The sequence below is a fragment of the Eggerthella sinensis genome, assembly GCF_003339815.1.
Lineage (GTDB): Bacteria > Actinomycetota > Coriobacteriia > Coriobacteriales > Eggerthellaceae > Eggerthella > Eggerthella sinensis.
This window is the reverse complement of record NZ_PPTT01000001.1, coordinates 199,939-217,169: the sequence shown is the minus strand read 5'-3', so window position 1 is coordinate 217,169 and position 17,231 is coordinate 199,939. Positions and strand designations below refer to the sequence as shown.

Below are 17,231 nucleotides of genomic sequence, written 5' to 3'. Positions count from 1 at the left end.
ACTCGGAAGCGGGCCCCTTGTTCGGGAGGCACGCGCGTTTGCGCGTGCCTCCCGTTTTCGTCACTCGATGCCCACGAGGTCGATGAGTTCTTGCTTGCTGTGCACGTCGAGCTTGCGGTAGAGCTGCTTCGCGTGCCAGCGCACGGTGTCTTCCGACAGGTACAGCGTCTCGGCGATGTAGCGCTTCGTGCGGCCGCGGCACAGCAGGCGCATGACCTCGACCTCGCGCTCGGACAGCGCGAAGCGCGCGGCCACCGAGGCGAACCGCTCGTCGGGCGAGCTGTCGTGCAGCGCGGTAACGGCCGCGGGCGGCGGCGTGCGGCGGATGACCGCGGCGATGCGCGAGAAGCTGTTGAGCAGCAGCAACAGCACGCACGTCATGACGAAGTAGAACGTGGTGATGGGCATGGACGCGATGAGGTCGGACACGTCCGTGACGCTGAACAGCAGCAACCCCACGGTGAGCGCCAGCTCGTACACGCCGCGGCCGATACCGTACACCACGAGGGGATGCCCTTCGCAATCGCGCACGGTGCGGTACAGCATCATGTACAGCAGGATGGTGACGAAGTTGCGCGCGGCCAGCGTGAGCGACGAGATGACCACGGTGGGCGAGTCGCCGAAGAAGATGCCCACGGTGACGACGAACGCGCATCCCAGCAGCGCGGCGCGCAGACCGCGCTCCTTGTGCTCGTCGTTTTGCGGCACGTTGATCCAGGCCAGCAACAGCAACGGCATGAAGATGCGGAACAGGTGCCCCACGTAGAGCGAGGCGGACTCGTTCGACCAATCGGATATCCCGTTGCGCAGCACGCCGAACACAAGGCCGTAGATGACGATTTCGACGAAGAACCCGGCCGTGCCCGAAAACGGCGGCTTTTCGGATGCGGGTCCCGTCACGTCGTAGGACTTGCGCAGCGCGAGCGCCCCCGGCGCGATGCGCTCGCTGCGGTTCGCCAGCACGAGCGAGCAGAACGGCAGCACGCACAGCACGGCCAGCATGGCGAACGAGGATAGCTCGGACAAGGGCACGAGCGCGAAGCGGATGCACGACGACAGCGAGAACGCTGCCAACGTGTAGTTCACGGCAAGCTCGGTGCGGAAGCGGCAGTACAGGCAGAACCACCGTCCCAGCACCCATGCCGCGCCGGCACCGCTCAGCAGCCCGCCGATCACGATGGTTGCCGCATTCGCCGACCCGGGCACGAACAGCGCGAGCGGCGCGAGGCCCATGGCGCACGTTGCCAGCACCGAGGCGACGCGCAAGGCACGCGGGCCGGCGAGGCGCGGGCGCAGCGACACGATGAGCGCAAGCGCCACGAGCGTGCAGCCGAACCCGAGATGATGAAAGAAGTAGAACTGCTCGCCCACGAGCAGCGGCGCATACACCCACGCGAAAATGAGACTGAGTCCCAGCAGCGGCAGCGCCGCCGTCGAGCCGAATAACGCCGTGCGGATACTCCCCATATCGTCGGACCCCCTCCTGCGATAACAGCTTCCCCGTGCTGCTTCGCCATCATACCCAAAGCGTCCTTCGCCCAACAGCATGATTTCGTGGTGAAACGCAGAACCACACCTTTCGGGTAGCGCTTCCACCCTGTTCATGGAGTGATTTCGCCCTCGTTCCCTGCAAGAATCGAGAACGTCTCAGGGGCAACGGACGCAGGGTGCGGCCGCCGCCTCCGAGCGACAAGGAAGGGTACGAGATAGGAGCAATACCATGAATACCGATCTTTCCCGCAGGAGCTTCCTCAAGGGTGCCGGCCTCGCGATGGCGGGCGCGGCAGGCGTCGCAACCGTTGGCATGGCGGGGTGCTCCACCGCGTCGGCCAGCGAAGAATGGCTGCCGTCGTCATGGACCGACGAAGCCGACCTCATCATCGTGGGTTACGGCGGATGCGGTTCCACGGCGGCCATCGCGGCGGCCGACGCGGGCGTGAGCGCCATCGTGTTGGAGAAGTCGGCCGAGCGCGACGGCGGCTCGACAGGCTGCTCGGGCGGCCATATCCACACGTGCGCGGAAGTCGACGTCGACGAGTGGTGGACGACGTTCAACCACGGGGCGTTCGGCACCGTGCGCAACGAGGAGGATATGAAGGAGTTCTTGCAGAAGACGCAGCAGCTGCCTGCATGGTGCGAACAGTACGGCATCAACATCGACTGGGTGGACGAGAGCAACGACGGCCATAAGCGTCCGAAGGAGTATCAGGGCGGTTACGTTTCGGGCCGCGACGGCATCGTGGGCATGTACCTGTTCGAGGAACTCGACGAGGTGGCGGAAGACTACGGCGTGGACGTGCGCCTGAGCAATCGCGCCACGCGCCTCATTCAGAACCCGCACACGAAGGAAATCTGCGGCGTGGTGGCCGAAGGGCCCGACGGGCAGGAACTCACGTACAAGGCGAACAAGGCCGTGCTGCTGTGCTGCGGCGGCTACGAGAACAACCCGTGGATTCAGTACAACTACAACAACCCCGGCGTGCGCGTGTTCGGATGGGGCACGCCGAACAACGAGGGCGACGGCTTCGCGATGGCGCAGAGCGTGGGCGCTGACCTGTGGCACATGCACGGCCTTGAGTGGGCGGCCCTGTGCTACAAGCTGCCCTCCGAAGAGGCCAACTGCTCCATCAGCACCGATGCCACCGACGGCATCACGCCGTACAACTACCTCATCGTGGACTACAACGGCAAGCGCTTCATGAAGGAAGACCGCACCGGCGCTCACGATATGGAGCATCAGTTCGGCCTCGACTTCGACGCGAAGGCCTGCGACTACCGTCACCTGCCGTTCTTCCTCGTGTTCGACCAGGAATTCTTCGACGCGAAGCCGCTGTGGGACGGGTCGGGCCGTGCGGGCATCATCAACACGTACGCCGGCGTGTACAACTACCACCATCCCGAAGAGCCGTGGCTCGAGTGGGGCAGCAACGAGGCGGCCATCGAGAAGGGCTGGATCTTCAAGGGCGACACGCTTGAGGAGCTTGCGGCCAACATCAAGGCCGAGCGCCCCTGCCGCACGGCTGACGAGGCCATCGACGGCATCGACGGCGCGGCGCTTGCGGCCACGGTGGCGCAGTACAACGAGTACGCCGCAGCGGGCGACGACCCCGAGTTCAGCCGCGACGCCAAGCACATGCTGCCGTTGGGCGACGGTCCGTACTACGCCACCGAACTGGGCTTTTCCAGCATCAACACGCAGGGCGGCCCCGTGCGCAACCAGAATTGCCAAACCATGTCGCCGGCGTACGAGCCCATTCCGCGCCTGTACAACTGCGGCGAGTTCGGCTCCTTCAACGGCTTCGTGTACTGCCTGGGCAACATCTTCGAGGCGCTCTCGTCCGGCATGATTGCCGCGCAGCACGCCATGACGCTGGAGCCGTGGGACGCGAACTAGCCCATTCACCTCGCATTACCCGAACTCCCTTGCAAGCGGCTCCCGCTCCCTCCCTCCCCGGGAGCCGCTTGGCAAGGCGAGTGATGAAGAAAGGATAGACCGATGATTGCAACGAAGTTCTCCCCGATGCGGAAGGCGTGCGCGTTCGCGTGCGCCGCGCTCGTGGCGGTGGCGCTCGTGGGCTGCTCGGGCGACCCGACGGCTTCCGACGATCAGGCTGAGGCTGTCGGCGGCGACGCGGCTCAGACGACTCAGCAGGAGCCGCAGGCCGACAAGCCCGCGAAGCAGGACAAGGATGCGGACGCGCTCGAGCAGGGGATGACCTGCAAGTACATCTCCTCGTACTTCAAGACGTTCGGCGAAGCGCTCGAACAGGCGAACCAAAACGGCGGCGGCACCGTCACGCTGCTGTCCGACGCCCCGCTGTCGGCGGACGGCTCGGTTCCGAAGGTGGGCTTCCGCACCACCATCACGGTGAAGAGCGACGGCGACACGCCGTTCTCCATCGTGCGCGGCGATGCCGATACCGGCCCGATGCTGCAGATCACCGACGGGTTCGTGACGTTGAAGAACGTGGTGCTGGACGGCACGAGCGCGGCGGCCCTCGAGAGCCCGCTTGTGCTCGTGTCCGACCTGGGACGCCTGACGCTCGATGAGGGCGCGGTGCTGACCGGCGGCAACGCCGCAAGCGGCGCGAGCGCCGTGTACGTGGTGGGCGCGAGCGCGTATCTCACGCTTGAGGCGGGCAGCGAGGTTTCGCAGTGCATCGCCGCGGGTGACGCGGCGGCCATCGTGAGCGAGGGCGGCGTGATTGCGAACAACGGCGCCACGTTCTCGGGCAACGCGGGCGGCGCGAACCCGAACTTCCTCGAGACGGCCGACGGCACGTTCGAGGGCACCGAGATCGCGGCCTCGTAACAACGGAAGAAGGAACCCATGAAGAAACGACTTTGCACCTTCGCTGCGGTGACGATGGCAATCAGCCTGCTTGCCGGCGTCGGCGCGCTGAGCATGGCGGGCTGCGCTCCGCAGCAATCCGAAGGACCCACCGCCGAGGCGAGCGAGCAGGCGGGGCTCGCGTTCACGTGGACGGCCGACGCCGACTGTTCCACCTGCCACACGGTGGAGGGCGACTCGCTCACGAACACCGCCTGCGAGATTTCCGCGAGTCACGGCACTCTGGCCTGCGTCTCCTGCCACACCGACGAGGCGGGGCTGCAAACGGTGCACGGCGATGTGGATATGAACGACTACAAGGCGCCGAAGAAGCTCAAGAAAACCGAGGTGTCGAAGGAGGCCTGCCTGTCGTGCCACGACCTGAGCGACGCGGCGGCGGCAACGGCCGACCTTACGGTGCTCACCGACGACAACGGTACCACGGTGAACCCCCACGAAATGCCCGGCAACGACGAGCACGCGAAGTTGACCTGCGCGAAGTGCCACACCATGCACGAGGAGGGCACCCCGCAAGACACGGCGACGCAGGTGTGCGCTTCGTGCCACCACGCCGGCGTCTACGAGTGCTATACCTGCCACTAAGCTTCGGCCAACCCGTATGCCCGCTCCGTTCTCCCTGGTTTTGACCGGGGAGGGCGGGGCGGCAACGATGGTATACTGCAAGGCTATGGAAGGGAATCAGGGGAAACATACGCTCGGCAAAGCCGACGTCGTGTCGTTGACGGGCATGGCGCTGTTCTGGTTCTCGGTGCACGTGTCCCCGTACTACCCCTTCTCCCTGTCGCCCCTGTTCGACGGTGCCAACGTGGGCGCCGTTTCGGCGCAGCATCTCGTCTACTCGCTCATGCTGGTGCTGTTCTTGGTCGTGATCATCGCCTTGCGGGGCCGCATGGAGCGGCTCGACGGCCATCTGCCCGTCATCCGCGGCATTGCGGGCGCGGCGGGGTTGGCGGGAAGCGCCATGCTGTTCTGCTCGCCGCTGTTCGGTACCTTCTCCGAAGGGGCAAGCGGCGTTGCGATTTCGCTCGTGGCGCTGTACGTGGCCGTGTTCTCGGTGAGCTGGCTCGCGCAGGCCAGCGCGCAGTGCGTCGCGCGTTCGGTGATGTTCGTCTGCGTGTCGTATTGCCTGTTCAGCTTGGCCTGGAGCCTGCTGCTGATCGTCGGGAACGGCGCGCTCGCCCTGTTCTCGTGCGTCTGCCCGGCGCTGTCGGCGCTCTGCCTCGCCCGCAGCCCTCGCCGCGCCTACCGCGAGCCTGCGTCCTTCCGCATCTCGTCGCTCAAGGTTCTGCCGTGGGGCGTTCTCGCGCTGTGCGCCGTGTTCATCTACTTCGGCGTCATCGCGGTGCGCGCGTTCACCATCATGGGGACGGGCGTGTCGAGCGCGGGAAGCCTCGGCCTCATGCCGCAGCTGGTGACGGCGTTTGCCGGTCTTGCGATAACGGGTTTCCTGGCGGTGCTGTTCGCGCGCAAAGGCATGACGTTCTCGAACGTGGTGACGGCGATTGCGGCTCTCACGCTCGTGTACATGGGGGCGCTGCTGATGGTGACGCTGGGCGACCCTGCGGGCGACGGGGTGCTGGTGAGCAAGCGCATCCTCGTGGCTGCCGAGCACGGAGTGGAAGTGCTGTTCGCGGCAACGCTCGTATACGAGGCGGCGCGGCGCAGGCTGTCGGCACCGCTCGTGTTCGGGCTGTTCGGCGTGTTCGTGCTGGCCGTGCCTCAGTTCATCGCGCTGGACGTGATGTATCGCAGCGGCGTGCTGGGCTTGCTGGCCGAGCTTCCGCTGGTGACGCCGGTGGCGGCGACGGGCGCGTTCGTCGCCGCGGCGGTGGGCATCGGCGTGCTGGTGTCGTTCTCGCGGCGCATGGCAACGCAGGTGGAAGCTCAGGGCGACAACTGGCAGGAGAACCTGTGTCGTCAGGCTACCGCCGCGTTCGACGTCACGCAGCGCGAACTGGACGTGGTGGTGTACACGTACCGCGGCTACTCGGCGAAGAAGATCGCCGAGGCGCTGATCGTGTCCGAGTCGACGGTGAAGGCGCACCTCTCGCACGTGTACCGCAAGCTGGGCATCCATTCCAAGCAAGACCTCATCGCGCTCATCGACGGATACCGCGCGCAATAAGGCGGTACGCTTTCGCGCTTCGCGGCGCTGACCTGGGAGTTGTACGTTTCGTATACCTCCGCTCCTCGCATTTCAACCTCATTTGTACGTTTCGGAGGATGCGCGCGCACCCCGCTTTGCCGGATGCTCGGGCTGCCGAGGCGAAGCGTGCTCCCCGCGGGGCACTCGCCGGTATCCCTCGGCGGCAAACACGCCCCCGAGCGGGGCTTGGGAGGAAGCGAGAGGTGTATGAGCGAGAAGAGGATGGGGATGGCCCCGGAAGGCATGTCGCGCCGTGCGTTCCTGCGCACGGGAGGTTTGGCAGCGGGCGGTTTGGGCATGATGGCGGCGCTCGGAGGCTGCGCGCCGCAGGGTTCGGCCCGCGCGAGCGACAACGAGGCGAGCGTCGCGCAAGGAACGCCGCGCACCATCGACGAGCTGCCCATTCCGGAAGCGGCGGCGCCCGACACCACCGCGTACGACTGCGACGTGCTGGTGATCGGCGGCGGGTTCGCAGGGCTCAACGCGGCGATGGCGGCGAAGGAGGCGGGCGCGAGCGTGGTGCTGGTTGACAAGGGCTGCCCGGGGTACTCGGGTCTGTCGCCGTGGCCGAGCTCGCACCGGTGGTTCGACCCCGCCATGGGCGACGATGCCGATGCGTTCAAGAAAAGCATCATGATCGGCTCCGAATACGTGAGCAACCAGGACTGGTACCAGATGTGGATCGACCATTCCAAGGAGGCGTACGAGCGCCTGGCGGGGTGGGGCCTCATGGATCGCTTCGACCGCTGCGTCGATACCGAGTACTGGGACGACCTGGACTTCCAGGGGTATCACGAGGCGTTCGCCGACAAGGATCGCCATGCGCGGTGGCTGCCGCTGCTCAAGCAGCACGACATCGACGTGGTGAGCTACACGATGGTGGTGGACGTGGCGCGCGACGACGAGCGGGTAACGGGCGCCGTGGGCTTCCACGTGCCCAGCGGCACGGTGATCACCTTCAACGCGAAGTCCGTGGTCATGGCGATGGGCGGCGGCTGCTACAAGCCCACCGGCTATCCCGTGGGCGGCGATACGTTCGACGGCGAGTACATCGCCTACAACCTGGGCCTTCCCATCGTGGGCAAAGAATACGACGACTTTCACGTCACCGCGTCGTACGCCTCGGGCGATTCCTTCGTCACCAACTCGTGGGACTGGCTTGAGAACATCTGGCTGTGCGGCGGCGACATCACGGCCGACACGGCGGTCAGCTACGCCCAGACGAAGGAAAAGACCATGGTGATGGGGCGCGTGACCAACACCATCAACGGCCTCGCCGCCAACGACGGCTCCAACATCGAAGACCAGGCGGCGGCCGATATCGGGCGGCGAGGCGGCAGCCTGAGCGGCAAGGACGACGATATCCGCATCGGGAAGATGATGAGCCCGAAGCCGAAGGGCGATTGCTACGGCGCCGCCGTGGGCATGTGCTCGCATTTCTCGTCGGGCGTGTGGTGCGGCTTCGACGATCTCGAGGGCTTCACGGGCATTCCCGGCTTGTGGGTGGCGGGCGACGGCATCAACGGCTGCGCCGTGACGGGGTCCGCGTACCCGGTGGGCGTGGGCTTCACGTCGAACTTCACGTCCATCCAGGGCGATGTCGCGGGGAAGGCCGCCGCTGCCTATGCCGCCGGGGCCGCCGAGGCCGCGGTGTCGCAGGAGACGATTGACGCTGTGAAAGCCGAGGTGGAAGCGCCGCTTGCCGTGGAGAAGGGCTTCAGCCCCGACTGGGCGCGCGACCAGCTGCACGCCATCATGGCGCCGTGGTGGGTGCTCATCTCGAAGTCCGAGGAATCGCTGAGCGCCGCGCTCGTGCAGGTGCAGCAGATGCGCGACAAGGTGCTTCCGAAGCTGCAGGCCACGAACCCGCATCAGCAGCGCCTGTGCCTGGAGATGAAGCACAAGGTGTTGTCGGCCGAGATGAAGCTGCGCGCCAGCTTGGAGCGCAAGGAAAGCCGTGGGACGAACTACCGCGCCGATTACCCGTATCGCAACGACGAGGAGTACCTGTGCTACCTCGCCATCACGAAGGACGACGACGGCGCGATGACCGTGGACAAGATTCCCGTGAAGGACGAGTGGACCGGCGACCGCTCCGAGGAGTACGCAACGCGCTACGGCGTGCGGTTCCCCGGCGAGGCCAAGGCGAAGGGCCTGCCCGAAGAAGAGTCGTCCGGCAGCTGGAAGAAATAGGGAGGGATTTGAGATGAGCGTGATTCGCTACGATTTGAACAACTGCATCGGGTGCCGAAACTGCGTCACCGTGTGCCCGATGGACGTGTTTCGCTTCGACGAGAACGAGATGAAGTCGGTGATCGCGTATCCCGAGAACTGCCAAAGCTGCGGCCAGTGCTTCATGGGCTGCAAGGGGCGCTCGCTCGAGATGTCGTTCTACCAGGCGTCGTACGCCCTGGCCGCCGCCCGCGCCGCGGTTTCCGACGGCGCCACGCCCGCGGCCGTCAAGGAGGCGACGTTGGCGCAGCCCGCAAAGTCGGCGGAGGAGGCGGCCGCGTCCGCCGAGAGCTCCGGCTCGTCGGGTTGGAGCGGCTCGAAGTAGGCTCGACCGGTGCAGCAGCTTCCGCCGGCGGGGTGCCGGGTGCCGGCGGAAGCTGCGGAGGGAGGGCTATGCCGCGCCGCCCAGCACGGTGCCGATGGTGTAGCCCATGAGGCAGTTGCGCGTGTGGCTCAGGCAGTTGAGGTTGTGCGGGTACGTGTTGAAGAACATGCCGCCCGAAGTGAGCCCGGCGGCGAACAGGCCGTCGATGGGCTGGCGGTCTTTGTCGAGCACGCGGCATTCGGTGTCCACGAGCAGGCCGCCCGCCGTGCACAGACCGTCGGCGAACTCCTTGGTGGCGTAGTACGGCGGGGTGTCGATGGTCATCATCATCTCGCCGGGGAAGTTGAAATCCTCGTCCTTGCCCGCCGCCGCCATCTCGTTCCAGCGCTCGATGGTGGCCGCGAAGTCTTCGGCGGGCACCTCCATGAGCTTCGCCAGCTCTTCGAGGGTGTCGGCCTTGAGCGCCTTCTCGCTCATGGCCGCAGCGGTCCAGACCTCCTTCGGGCCGTAGCACGACGAGCTGGGCGTCCATATCTTGTCGATCTTCTCGCCTATGGCGCTGTCCACCACGTAGAAGTCGTACGTGCCCGGCTGCGCCTGGATGGCCAGGGCGAGGTGCCCGTAGGGCTCGTATTCCGGCGTGAAGCGCTTACCCAGCTTGTTCACGCGCAGGTACGGCATGAGCTGCTCGGGGTCCAGCATGATGGCGTGCGGGAACTCGTCCTCGGCGGCTCCCACGGCAAGCCCCATCTGGTGCCCGTCGCCCGTGTTGCCGAAAGCGCCCGTGAGCCAGCTGCCCGGCACGCCGCGCGGCCGGCAGCGTTCCTTGAGCATCTGCTGGTTGAACTCGTAGCCGCCGGTTGCGAGCACCACGCCCTTGGCGCAGTTGTACTGCTCGTAGCCCGCATCGCTCTTCACGATGACGCCCGTCACCTTGCCGGCGTCGTCGGTGACCAGTTGGCAGGCCGGGCAGCTGTAGCGAATCTCGACGCCGGCCGCCTCCAGGATGCCGGCCAGGATGCCCGCCAGCTCGCCGGGAGGGTAGGGCAGGTTGAGCGAGGTGTTCCACGAGCGCGACAGCGCGGTCTTGTCCCATTCGTCGCGGAAGTCGGGGAAGTCGCCCGCGGCGAACGTGAGCGGGTAGTCGTCGAGGTTCTGGTTGTCGAAGTGGCTGATGTACCAGTCCACGGCTTCGCCGTTCTTCTCGAGCCAGTGGCGGTACAGCTCCATGTCGCCCTGGAACGCGCAGTCTACCATAGCGTCGCTGATCCAGGCGTCGGTGTCGTAGGTCATGCCCCAATGCTCGTGCAGCTTGGAGTTCGTGCCGCCGATGGTGGCCGAGTTGTAGTTGCCGGTGGTCTGCTTTTCCACGGCGACGGTGGTGAGTCCCTGCTCGGCGCAGGCGAGGGCGGCGGCGTCGCCTGCGGGGCCGAGGCCGCACACCACCACGTCCACGTCGTGGGTGGCCACGATGTCGCTCGCGGCGATGGGCTCGGCCACGAAGGCGATCTTGCCCTCGCCGGCGGCGCCCACTTCCACTTCCTCGACGACGGGCCAGACGGCCTGCGACGGGTTGGTGGTTTGCATGGCGCCGGCGGGCGCGGCCGATGACGCGGAGCTGCCGGATACGGATGCTGCGGACGCGGACGCTTCGCCGTTCGCGGCGTTTTGCGGCGCGCAGCCCGTGAGGCCTGCGAAGGCGGCCAAGCCGGCGGTTGCCGCGGCCCCCGTCAGAAACGAGCGGCGGCTGAGGCGGTTGGACGTGGCATGTTCTGATTCGTGCATGGTTCCTCCCTTGTTCGGTGTGGCGCCGCACGGTTGTGCGTTCAACCCCTCGGTGCGGCTTCCCTGGACGAAAGCATGGCCGACGGGCGGGTCATCCGCATCTGACGAAACGGTAGATATTTGCGTTTTCCCAGGTGGGGAGGTTTCATGCTCGGGGACGCTGCCGTCGAAGATGCGGTAGGATGAAGCGCGAAGGAAGTGACGAGCAGACGGTGGGGAGGGGTTCGGGGATGCGAGCGGGCAACGTGCGGGTGGTGGTGGGCTCGGCGCTCTTGTGGGCGTGGGGGTTCTTGTGCTTCTTGAGCCCCGCGCTGTTTCCGGAGCGCAGCGGCGTGGAGGCCAGCATCGGGCTGGAGTACGGGTTCTTCGCCTCGCAGGCTTCGGTGGTGGTGTGCGCGTGTCTGGTTATGCTGGCGTCGCGGTGGCGGCGCTTCATCGTGCGGCGCGGGGCGTTCTTCGTCGCGGCGCTGCTGGTGGCGCTCACCACGCTCGTGCTGGCGTGGGCAGTGCGCGCGAGCGCCCTGGGCGCGATCGTGGCGTGCGGCGTCGTCGACGGCGGCGCGGTGATGCTGTTGGGCGTGGCGTGGGGCGCGCGCTACTCGCTGGGGTCGCGCCGCATGCGCTCGCTCGTGGTGCTGTCGTTTCTGGTGGCGTACTTGCTGTACCTCGTGGTGGCGCACGTGTCGGGGCCGGCGTCCGTTGCGGTCGTCTGCCTGCTGCCGCTTGCCTCGTGGGCGCTGTGGCGCAGCGATGCGGCCGCGCGCCACGAGCTGTCGTCCGAGGTGTTTCCCGTGCGCGCGGGCGGCGACGAGGGCGCAGCGCCCGGCGAGCTGATGGCCGGCCTGTGGGAGGCTCGCGTGCTGCCGTGGCGCGCCATGAGCGTGCTCGTTGCCGCCACCTTCGTGGGCAACCTCATGGCCTCGACGGTGATGGGCGGCTCGTACGCGTCGGTGGACAGCCTGTTCTTCGGCGGCATCCTCGTGTGCGCCTGCATCGCGACGATGGCGCTCGTGCCGCTCACCGCACGCCGCGGGGCGCTTTCCGTGGACGGCGTGTACCGCATCACCGTCACGTTCACGGCGGTGGGGCTCGTGGGCGTCATGGTGTTCGGGGCGGCGGCCATCCCGGTGGGCGGGGCGCTCGTGCAGGGCAGCGCGTTTTTCCTGCAGGTGCTCGTGTTCCTCGTGGTCACGCAGAGCACGCAGGAGTCGGGGCTTTCGCCGCTGCTGTCGTTCAGCGTGGGCCAGGCGCTCATCTCGGGCGTGGTGTTTGCGGGCAACGTGGTGGGCAAGCAGGTGTACGCCCTGTTCGGATCGGGCGAATTCGTGCTGGACGTCATGTGCGGCCTGGGGCTGCTGGCGCTGTTCTTCATGCTGGTGGGCCGCGCCGGCGCGCCGCACGAGGCCGCCGAGCCCGCGCCGGAGCGCGCTGTTGCCGACGCTCCCGCACTGGCCGACCCGGAGGCCGTCGTGCTCGAGCGCGCCGCGCGGTTTTCGCAGAGCCACGGCCTGACGAAGCGCGAGGCCGAGGTGCTCGGCTACCTCGCGCGCGGCCGCACGCTGCCCTACATCGCCGACGCGCTGTTCGTCACCACCGGCACGGTGAAAACCCACACCACCCACATCTACCGCAAGCTCGCCGTGAACTCCCGCCAAGAGCTCCTCGACCAGTTGGACGCGTTCGAGTAGGGGACAGCGCCCCGTCGTTGCTTGACCGGTGCGTGCTTTCTGCATATACTGTAATACGTGTAATACAGAAAGGAGGCGCCATGGAATCGGTGGTGACGGTACGGCTGAATGGCGATATGAAAGATCGGGCGACCGCGATCATGCAGCGCGAAGGCTACACGCCGTCTTCGGCCGTCAGGCGTTTGTTCGAGTACACGGTCAAGCACGATGGGCTCCCGTTCGTCAAAAACGAGAAGCCCGACGAAGATGAGCTGCGTCGCCGCATCGAGGCTTTCGATCGCGTGCACACGAAACGCCCGCTTGCCATGACCGACGAAGAGCTGCGGGAGGCGCGCTTGAAGGATCGCTATGGACTTGATGCTTGATGCCAACGTCGTGCTCGACCACATTGGCAGGCGCGAGCCGTTTTACGAACTGTCGCGGCGCGTATGCTTGCTGGGGGTGGTACAGGAAGCAACCACCTATATCAGCGTGAACATGCTGACCGATATCTACTATCTGCTGCGCAAGGATTACGGCAGCGAGGCCGCGCAGGACATGATCGAGCAGAACCTGTCGTTTCTGCAGATCGTGGGAGTGTCGCCGGAAGACGCGCAGCGCGCGCTCGCCTTGCGATGGGCCGATTTCGAGGACTGCCTCGTAGCCCAGTGCGCGGCGAAGGTGAAAGCGGACTACATCGTCACGCGCAACGTCAAGGACTTCAAGGCGTCGCCCGTCGAGGCCGTCACGCCCGAGCAGCTGTTCGACCGGCTCGAAGCGCAGGGCTTCGTATACGAAGAGGTGTGCTGGTAGCATGCGCGAACGCGCCGGAGCCGTGGGAGGGAAGATGGCTCCGGCGCGTTCTGGAGAAATGTCGCGCGAGCGTTATGCTGAGGCGGTTACGGTGTTGACGCGGTTGGCTTCGGGCATCATGGCGCTTGTGATGTCGAGGTCGGCGATTTCCTTCTCGGCGTCGCCGCCGGCGGCGTTGATTCCGGCGATGCGGCCGAACGTCAGGCAGCGGCCGTGGTTCGTGCCGGGGCAGATGGTGGGGTAGTCGTTCGAGAAGTACTCGCCGCCGGCGGCGCCGCACACGTACAGGCCTTCGATGGGGTTGTTCTCCTCGTCGAGGATGTGGCACGCGGTGTCCTGACGCAGGCCGCCCGACGCGGCGAGCAGCGTGGACACGAGCTGCCCGGCGAAGTACGGCGGCGTGTCGATGGGCCATAGGATTTCGGGGCGCTTGCCGAAGTCGTCATCGTTGCCCTTCGCGGCCAACTCGTTGTAGCGGGCCACTGTGGCCTTGAGGCCGGCCGCGTCGATGCCCGCCTTCTCGGCCAGCTCGTCAAGCGTGTCGGCCTGGAACAGGAGGCCCTGGTCGATCTTCGCCTGGCGCAGCTTCAGCTCCACGTCCATGTCAAACGGCACGCCGAAGCGGCGGTACTGCTGGTCGGACGAGATGCCGCCCGAGATGCCGTCGTTGCACGACTGGGCGAACGACTCGAGCGAGTTCGCGTCGTAGATGGTGAACGCCTTGCCCTCGGGCTGGTAGGACTTCACGCACGACTTCGACTGCGTGTTCACGTCCTCGTTCATGAAGCGCTCGCCGTTCTTGTTCACGTGCAGGAAGTTGTAGCTCTGCGCGCCGGACTCGAGGTGGATGGTGGCGCAGTGGGGCTCGGAGGGCTGCATGGCCCCGCCGATCCACATGGCCTGCTTGTGCAGGTCGCCGGTGGAGATGCCGAAGGGGATGTACAGGCGGCTGTCGGCATGCCAGGTGAACGGCTGGTAGCGCGTGCGCATCTCGTCGTCGTCCAGGTAGTCGCCCGTGGCCACGATGACGGACTTCGCGTTGATCTGCTGGTAGCTGCCCTCGTCGCCCACGATGGCGCCCGTCACGGGGCCGTCGCCGTCGCGCAGCAGGCGGGCGCACGGCGTTTCGTAGCGGTACTCCACGCCCAGCTTCTCGCCCTGTTCGATGACCGCGGGGATGAGCACGGCCATGCCGAGGCCCTTCGACACGCCGTCGAGGTACACGAAGTCGGTGGTGTCATCGTAGAAGAAGTGCGTGATGGGCTCCTCGGTGTAGTCGGGTCCCTTGTAGTAGCCCGCCCACAGCGTGGGCTGCAGGCCGGAGTCGGCCACGAGGTCGACGAGCCAGTCCATGCACGCGCCCGACTTCTTGGCGAACTGCCACAGCAGCGGTTCCTTCACGCGGCCCGTGGCCCACTCGGTGAGGCGGCGGACGATGTGCGCGTAATCGGCCTCTTTGAACCAGCCCTCTTCGACGTACTGCTTCACGATCTTCGAGCCGTAGGCCGTGATGTGGCCGCCGCGGCCCGAGTACGTGGTGCACTTCTCGATGCACAGCGTTTTCGCGCCGGCCTGCGCCGCGGCCACCGATGCGATGGCGCCGGCGAAGCCGCAGCCCACCACCAGCACGTCCACGTCCTCGGTGCCGGTGATCTGATCGGCGGGGATGTCGGCCGGCGGCGTCATGAACGTCCATTCGACGGCCGCGTTCGCGCCGAGCGGGTTGTTGGCGAGCGAGGCGGAATCGGCCGCGCCGCCCGCGCTTGCCGCGGATGCCGTGTCGGTTCCCTTGCCTGCGGCGGCACCGGCTTGCCCGCTCGGCGCGCAGCCGGCAAGCCCGGCGCCCGCGGCGCCGAGGCCCGCAAGGCCCGCCCCGATGAGGAACTGTCGGCGGGACACTCCCGATGCGGCGTTCATGGTGCGTTCCTTCTTCATGATGAAACTCCCTTCCTCCCTGATGCGTTTCCCTGATGTCTTGCGTTTCCCTCGATCGGCGGCGGCCGGCGGCCCCGTCCGATCTCATGGCGCTGACCATACGAAACGCCGACGCAGCGGGCTATCCCCCTTGCGCGGTAAATGTGCCGAACCTCACATCTACCCCCGGATGGGGTAGGCGCAGGAGGCGCTCGCTCGTCCGACGCGCCCGCGCGCTGTGCTACGATGCTCGCACGGCAATACGCAGCGCGGGGAGGGGCGATGGAGACCGGTTCGAGGGGGCGGCAGGGCGAGCGCGAACAGGGGCACGGGCCCGAGGCGGCCGTGCCGCCGCGCACGCTGACGGGGTGGCAGGAGCGTCACGGCATGCTGGCGTCGTTTCGCCGCGAGATGCGCGCCCATCCGCGCCTGTCGGTGGGCTTCGGCCTGTTCTGGACGTGGGTGTGGCTCGTCTTCCAAACGACGTTCTTCAACCCGCCGTTTCTGGCGTCGCTCGATTTCCCCCTGCCGGGATGGATCGTGCCCCTGTCGGCCTACGCCTGCACCTTCCTCGTGCTGGGCGTGCTGCTGAAGATGAAGCGGCTCGTGCCGCAGGGCCGGTGGTACCGCATCGCCGTGCCGGCCTCCATGTCCGTCGGCGTGGCCACGTGCGGGCTGCTGGCTTTCTCGCCGCTCACGGTGGCGCCCATGAACGCCGCCGTGGTGTGCGTGGGCGGGCTGCTCATGGGCGCGGGCACGGCGTGCCTGCATGTGGAATGGGGGCGCGTGCTGGGCGATTTGGGCCCGCGCACCACCATCCTGCACGGCGTGGTGGGCACCGTGGTGGCCGCGCTGCTCACCGTGTGCATCACGCTGCTGCCCGAAGCGGCGGTGTGGGCGGTAGCGTTCGTGGTGCCCGCCGCCAGCATGGCGCTGCTCGGGCGCGACGCACCGGCGACGCCCGCGCTGTTGGCGCACGGCCTCGACGCGCCGCTGCACGTGCCGCGCAAGTTCCTGGCCACGGCGTTCACGCAGGGGCTGTCGTTCGGCATCGTGCAGGCGGTGCTGCTGTTGGGCGGCGGGGAAGAGCCCGTCGTGGCGCTCACCGCGGTCAGCTTCGCGCTGTCGGCCATCGCGTTGCTCGTGTGCGCCCTGTGCTTCCGCATGGACTTCAACCAGCTCATCTACCAGGTGGGCTTCCTCATCATGTCGGTGGGCTACCTCGTGCTGGCCGTGGCGGGGCCCGATGCGTTGGGCGGGCTGCTCGTCCATACGATGGGCTACCGCTTCGTGGACATCATGATGTGGGCGCTGTGCGCGCTGCTCATCAGCCAACGCGGCTTGCCGGCGAACTGGGTGTTCGCCATCACGACGTGCTTTCTGCTGCTGGGGCAAATCGGCGGCGCGCTGGCGGGCAGCGCGGTGATGATGGCCGGGCCCGTCACAGTGCACACGGCGCGCGACCTGGCCACGGTCATGGTGTTCGTGCTGCTGGCAAGCTCGCTCGTGATGTGCGACCGCCGCAACCTGCAAACGGGGTGGGGTATGGTGCGCCCCGGCGACATCGAGGAGCTCCCCGACAGCTTCGCGCGCGGGTGCGAGCTGGTGTGCCGGCGCAACGAGCTCACCGCCCGCGAGCAGGAGGTGTTCGCCCTGTTGGCGCGCGGCGCAAGCCGCTCGGCCATCTGCGACGAGCTCACGCTGTCGAAGGAGACGGTGAAAACGCACGTGCGCAACATCTATCGCAAGATGGGCATCCACTCGCAGCAGGACCTGCTGTCGGCCGTCGTGGCCGAGCAGCGCGCCCTCGGCATGCAGGAGGAGGGCGAGCTGGTGGAGGTCATGCTGTAACGGCACGACCGCCTGCGCGAAACCAGTCTGAAACATTTTCGCCGTTCGTTTGATTACGCCAAGTTGACGTGGCGGTTTGCCCGGCGGCCGTGCTATCGTATGCGGGTGGTTCATCCGCGCGCCGCGCGTGCGCTGCGAACGGGCCGC

Annotated in this window: 13 protein-coding genes; 10 read left to right on the top strand and 3 right to left on the bottom strand. The window is 66.9% G+C overall.

The genetic code is table 11. The annotated features are described in order from the left end of the window. Positions 1-60 precede the first annotated feature (60 nt). Complete coding sequence (locus tag C1876_RS00820) at positions 61-1,467, bottom strand: helix-turn-helix transcriptional regulator (protein ID WP_158544514.1); 1,407 nt, start codon at positions 1,465-1,467, stop codon at positions 61-63. 253 nt (positions 1,468-1,720) lie between these two features. On the opposite strand from C1876_RS00820, the gene C1876_RS00815 reads away from it, so the two are divergent. The 6 genes from C1876_RS00815 to C1876_RS00790 all read left to right on the top strand — a co-directional run bounded on the left by C1876_RS00815 (position 1,721) and on the right by C1876_RS00790 (position 9,054). After that, positions 1,721-3,394 carry an FAD-dependent oxidoreductase gene (locus C1876_RS00815; protein WP_114544824.1) on the top strand — a complete coding sequence of 558 codons (1,674 nt, stop codon included), beginning with the start codon at positions 1,721-1,723 and terminating at the stop codon, positions 3,392-3,394. Positions 3,395-3,496: 102 nt separating this feature from the next. Continuing rightward, complete coding sequence (locus C1876_RS00810; RefSeq protein WP_114544823.1) at positions 3,497-4,312, top strand: hypothetical protein; 816 nt, start codon at positions 3,497-3,499, stop codon at positions 4,310-4,312. 18 nt (positions 4,313-4,330) lie between these two features. Next, positions 4,331-4,933, top strand: a complete 603-nt coding sequence (locus tag C1876_RS00805; protein ID WP_114544822.1) for a cytochrome c3 family protein — start codon at positions 4,331-4,333, stop codon at positions 4,931-4,933. Between the two features lie 85 nt (positions 4,934-5,018). After that, complete coding sequence (locus C1876_RS00800; RefSeq protein WP_158544512.1) at positions 5,019-6,476, top strand: helix-turn-helix transcriptional regulator; 1,458 nt, start codon at positions 5,019-5,021, stop codon at positions 6,474-6,476. Between the two features lie 228 nt (positions 6,477-6,704). Further along, complete coding sequence (locus C1876_RS00795) at positions 6,705-8,690, top strand: FAD-dependent oxidoreductase (protein WP_114544820.1); 1,986 nt, start codon at positions 6,705-6,707, stop codon at positions 8,688-8,690. A gap of 13 nt (positions 8,691-8,703) precedes the next feature. Then, on the top strand, positions 8,704-9,054 hold the full coding sequence (locus C1876_RS00790; protein WP_114544819.1) for a 4Fe-4S dicluster domain-containing protein: 351 nt from the start codon (positions 8,704-8,706) through the stop codon (positions 9,052-9,054). Between the two features lie 66 nt (positions 9,055-9,120). Here the strand turns inward: C1876_RS00790 and C1876_RS00785 are convergent, their stop codons facing one another. Continuing rightward, positions 9,121-10,839, bottom strand: coding sequence for an FAD-dependent oxidoreductase (locus C1876_RS00785; RefSeq protein ID WP_114544818.1), 1,719 nt, complete (start codon positions 10,837-10,839; stop codon positions 9,121-9,123). A 230-nt stretch (positions 10,840-11,069) separates the two neighbouring features. Here C1876_RS00785 and C1876_RS00780 point away from each other — a divergent pair, with 230 nt between their 5' ends. The 3 genes from C1876_RS00780 to C1876_RS00770 all read left to right on the top strand — a co-directional run bounded on the left by C1876_RS00780 (position 11,070) and on the right by C1876_RS00770 (position 13,319). Further along, complete coding sequence (locus tag C1876_RS00780) at positions 11,070-12,527, top strand: helix-turn-helix transcriptional regulator (protein ID WP_114544817.1); 1,458 nt, start codon at positions 11,070-11,072, stop codon at positions 12,525-12,527. Positions 12,528-12,607: 80 nt separating this feature from the next. Further along, positions 12,608-12,892, top strand: coding sequence for a type II toxin-antitoxin system RelB/DinJ family antitoxin (locus C1876_RS00775; protein WP_114544816.1), 285 nt, complete (start codon positions 12,608-12,610; stop codon positions 12,890-12,892). Further along, on the top strand, positions 12,876-13,319 hold the full coding sequence (locus tag C1876_RS00770) for a type II toxin-antitoxin system VapC family toxin (protein ID WP_114544815.1): 444 nt from the start codon (positions 12,876-12,878) through the stop codon (positions 13,317-13,319). The genes C1876_RS00775 and C1876_RS00770 overlap by 17 nt, the downstream gene beginning before the upstream one ends. Positions 13,320-13,391: 72 nt before the next feature. Here C1876_RS00770 and C1876_RS00765 read toward each other — a convergent pair whose 3' ends face one another. After that, positions 13,392-15,254 carry an FAD-dependent oxidoreductase gene (locus tag C1876_RS00765; RefSeq protein WP_114544814.1) on the bottom strand — a complete coding sequence of 621 codons (1,863 nt, stop codon included), beginning with the start codon at positions 15,252-15,254 and terminating at the stop codon, positions 13,392-13,394. 261 nt (positions 15,255-15,515) lie between these two features. On the opposite strand from C1876_RS00765, the gene C1876_RS00760 reads away from it, so the two are divergent. Beyond that, the gene (locus C1876_RS00760; protein ID WP_244909978.1) at positions 15,516-17,084 is read left to right on the top strand and encodes a helix-turn-helix domain-containing protein; all 1,569 of its coding nucleotides are present in this window, start codon (positions 15,516-15,518) and stop codon (positions 17,082-17,084) included. Positions 17,085-17,231: the final 147 nt, after the last annotated feature.

Coding starts and splice junctions, on each gene's coding strand:
- C1876_RS00820 (WP_158544514.1), bottom strand. CDS start 1,467: ATGGGGAGTATCCGCACGGCGTTATTCGGCTCGACGGCGGCGCTGCCG.
- C1876_RS00815 (WP_114544824.1), top strand. CDS start 1,721: ATGAATACCGATCTTTCCCGCAGGAGCTTCCTCAAGGGTGCCGGCCTC.
- C1876_RS00810 (WP_114544823.1), top strand. CDS start 3,497: ATGATTGCAACGAAGTTCTCCCCGATGCGGAAGGCGTGCGCGTTCGCG.
- C1876_RS00805 (WP_114544822.1), top strand. CDS start 4,331: ATGAAGAAACGACTTTGCACCTTCGCTGCGGTGACGATGGCAATCAGC.
- C1876_RS00800 (WP_158544512.1), top strand. CDS start 5,019: ATGGAAGGGAATCAGGGGAAACATACGCTCGGCAAAGCCGACGTCGTG.
- C1876_RS00795 (WP_114544820.1), top strand. CDS start 6,705: ATGAGCGAGAAGAGGATGGGGATGGCCCCGGAAGGCATGTCGCGCCGT.
- C1876_RS00790 (WP_114544819.1), top strand. CDS start 8,704: ATGAGCGTGATTCGCTACGATTTGAACAACTGCATCGGGTGCCGAAAC.
- C1876_RS00785 (WP_114544818.1), bottom strand. CDS start 10,839: ATGCACGAATCAGAACATGCCACGTCCAACCGCCTCAGCCGCCGCTCG.
- C1876_RS00780 (WP_114544817.1), top strand. CDS start 11,070: ATGCGAGCGGGCAACGTGCGGGTGGTGGTGGGCTCGGCGCTCTTGTGG.
- C1876_RS00775 (WP_114544816.1), top strand. CDS start 12,608: ATGGAATCGGTGGTGACGGTACGGCTGAATGGCGATATGAAAGATCGG.
- C1876_RS00770 (WP_114544815.1), top strand. CDS start 12,876: ATGGACTTGATGCTTGATGCCAACGTCGTGCTCGACCACATTGGCAGG.
- C1876_RS00765 (WP_114544814.1), bottom strand. CDS start 15,254: ATGAAGAAGGAACGCACCATGAACGCCGCATCGGGAGTGTCCCGCCGA.
- C1876_RS00760 (WP_244909978.1), top strand. CDS start 15,516: ATGGAGACCGGTTCGAGGGGGCGGCAGGGCGAGCGCGAACAGGGGCAC.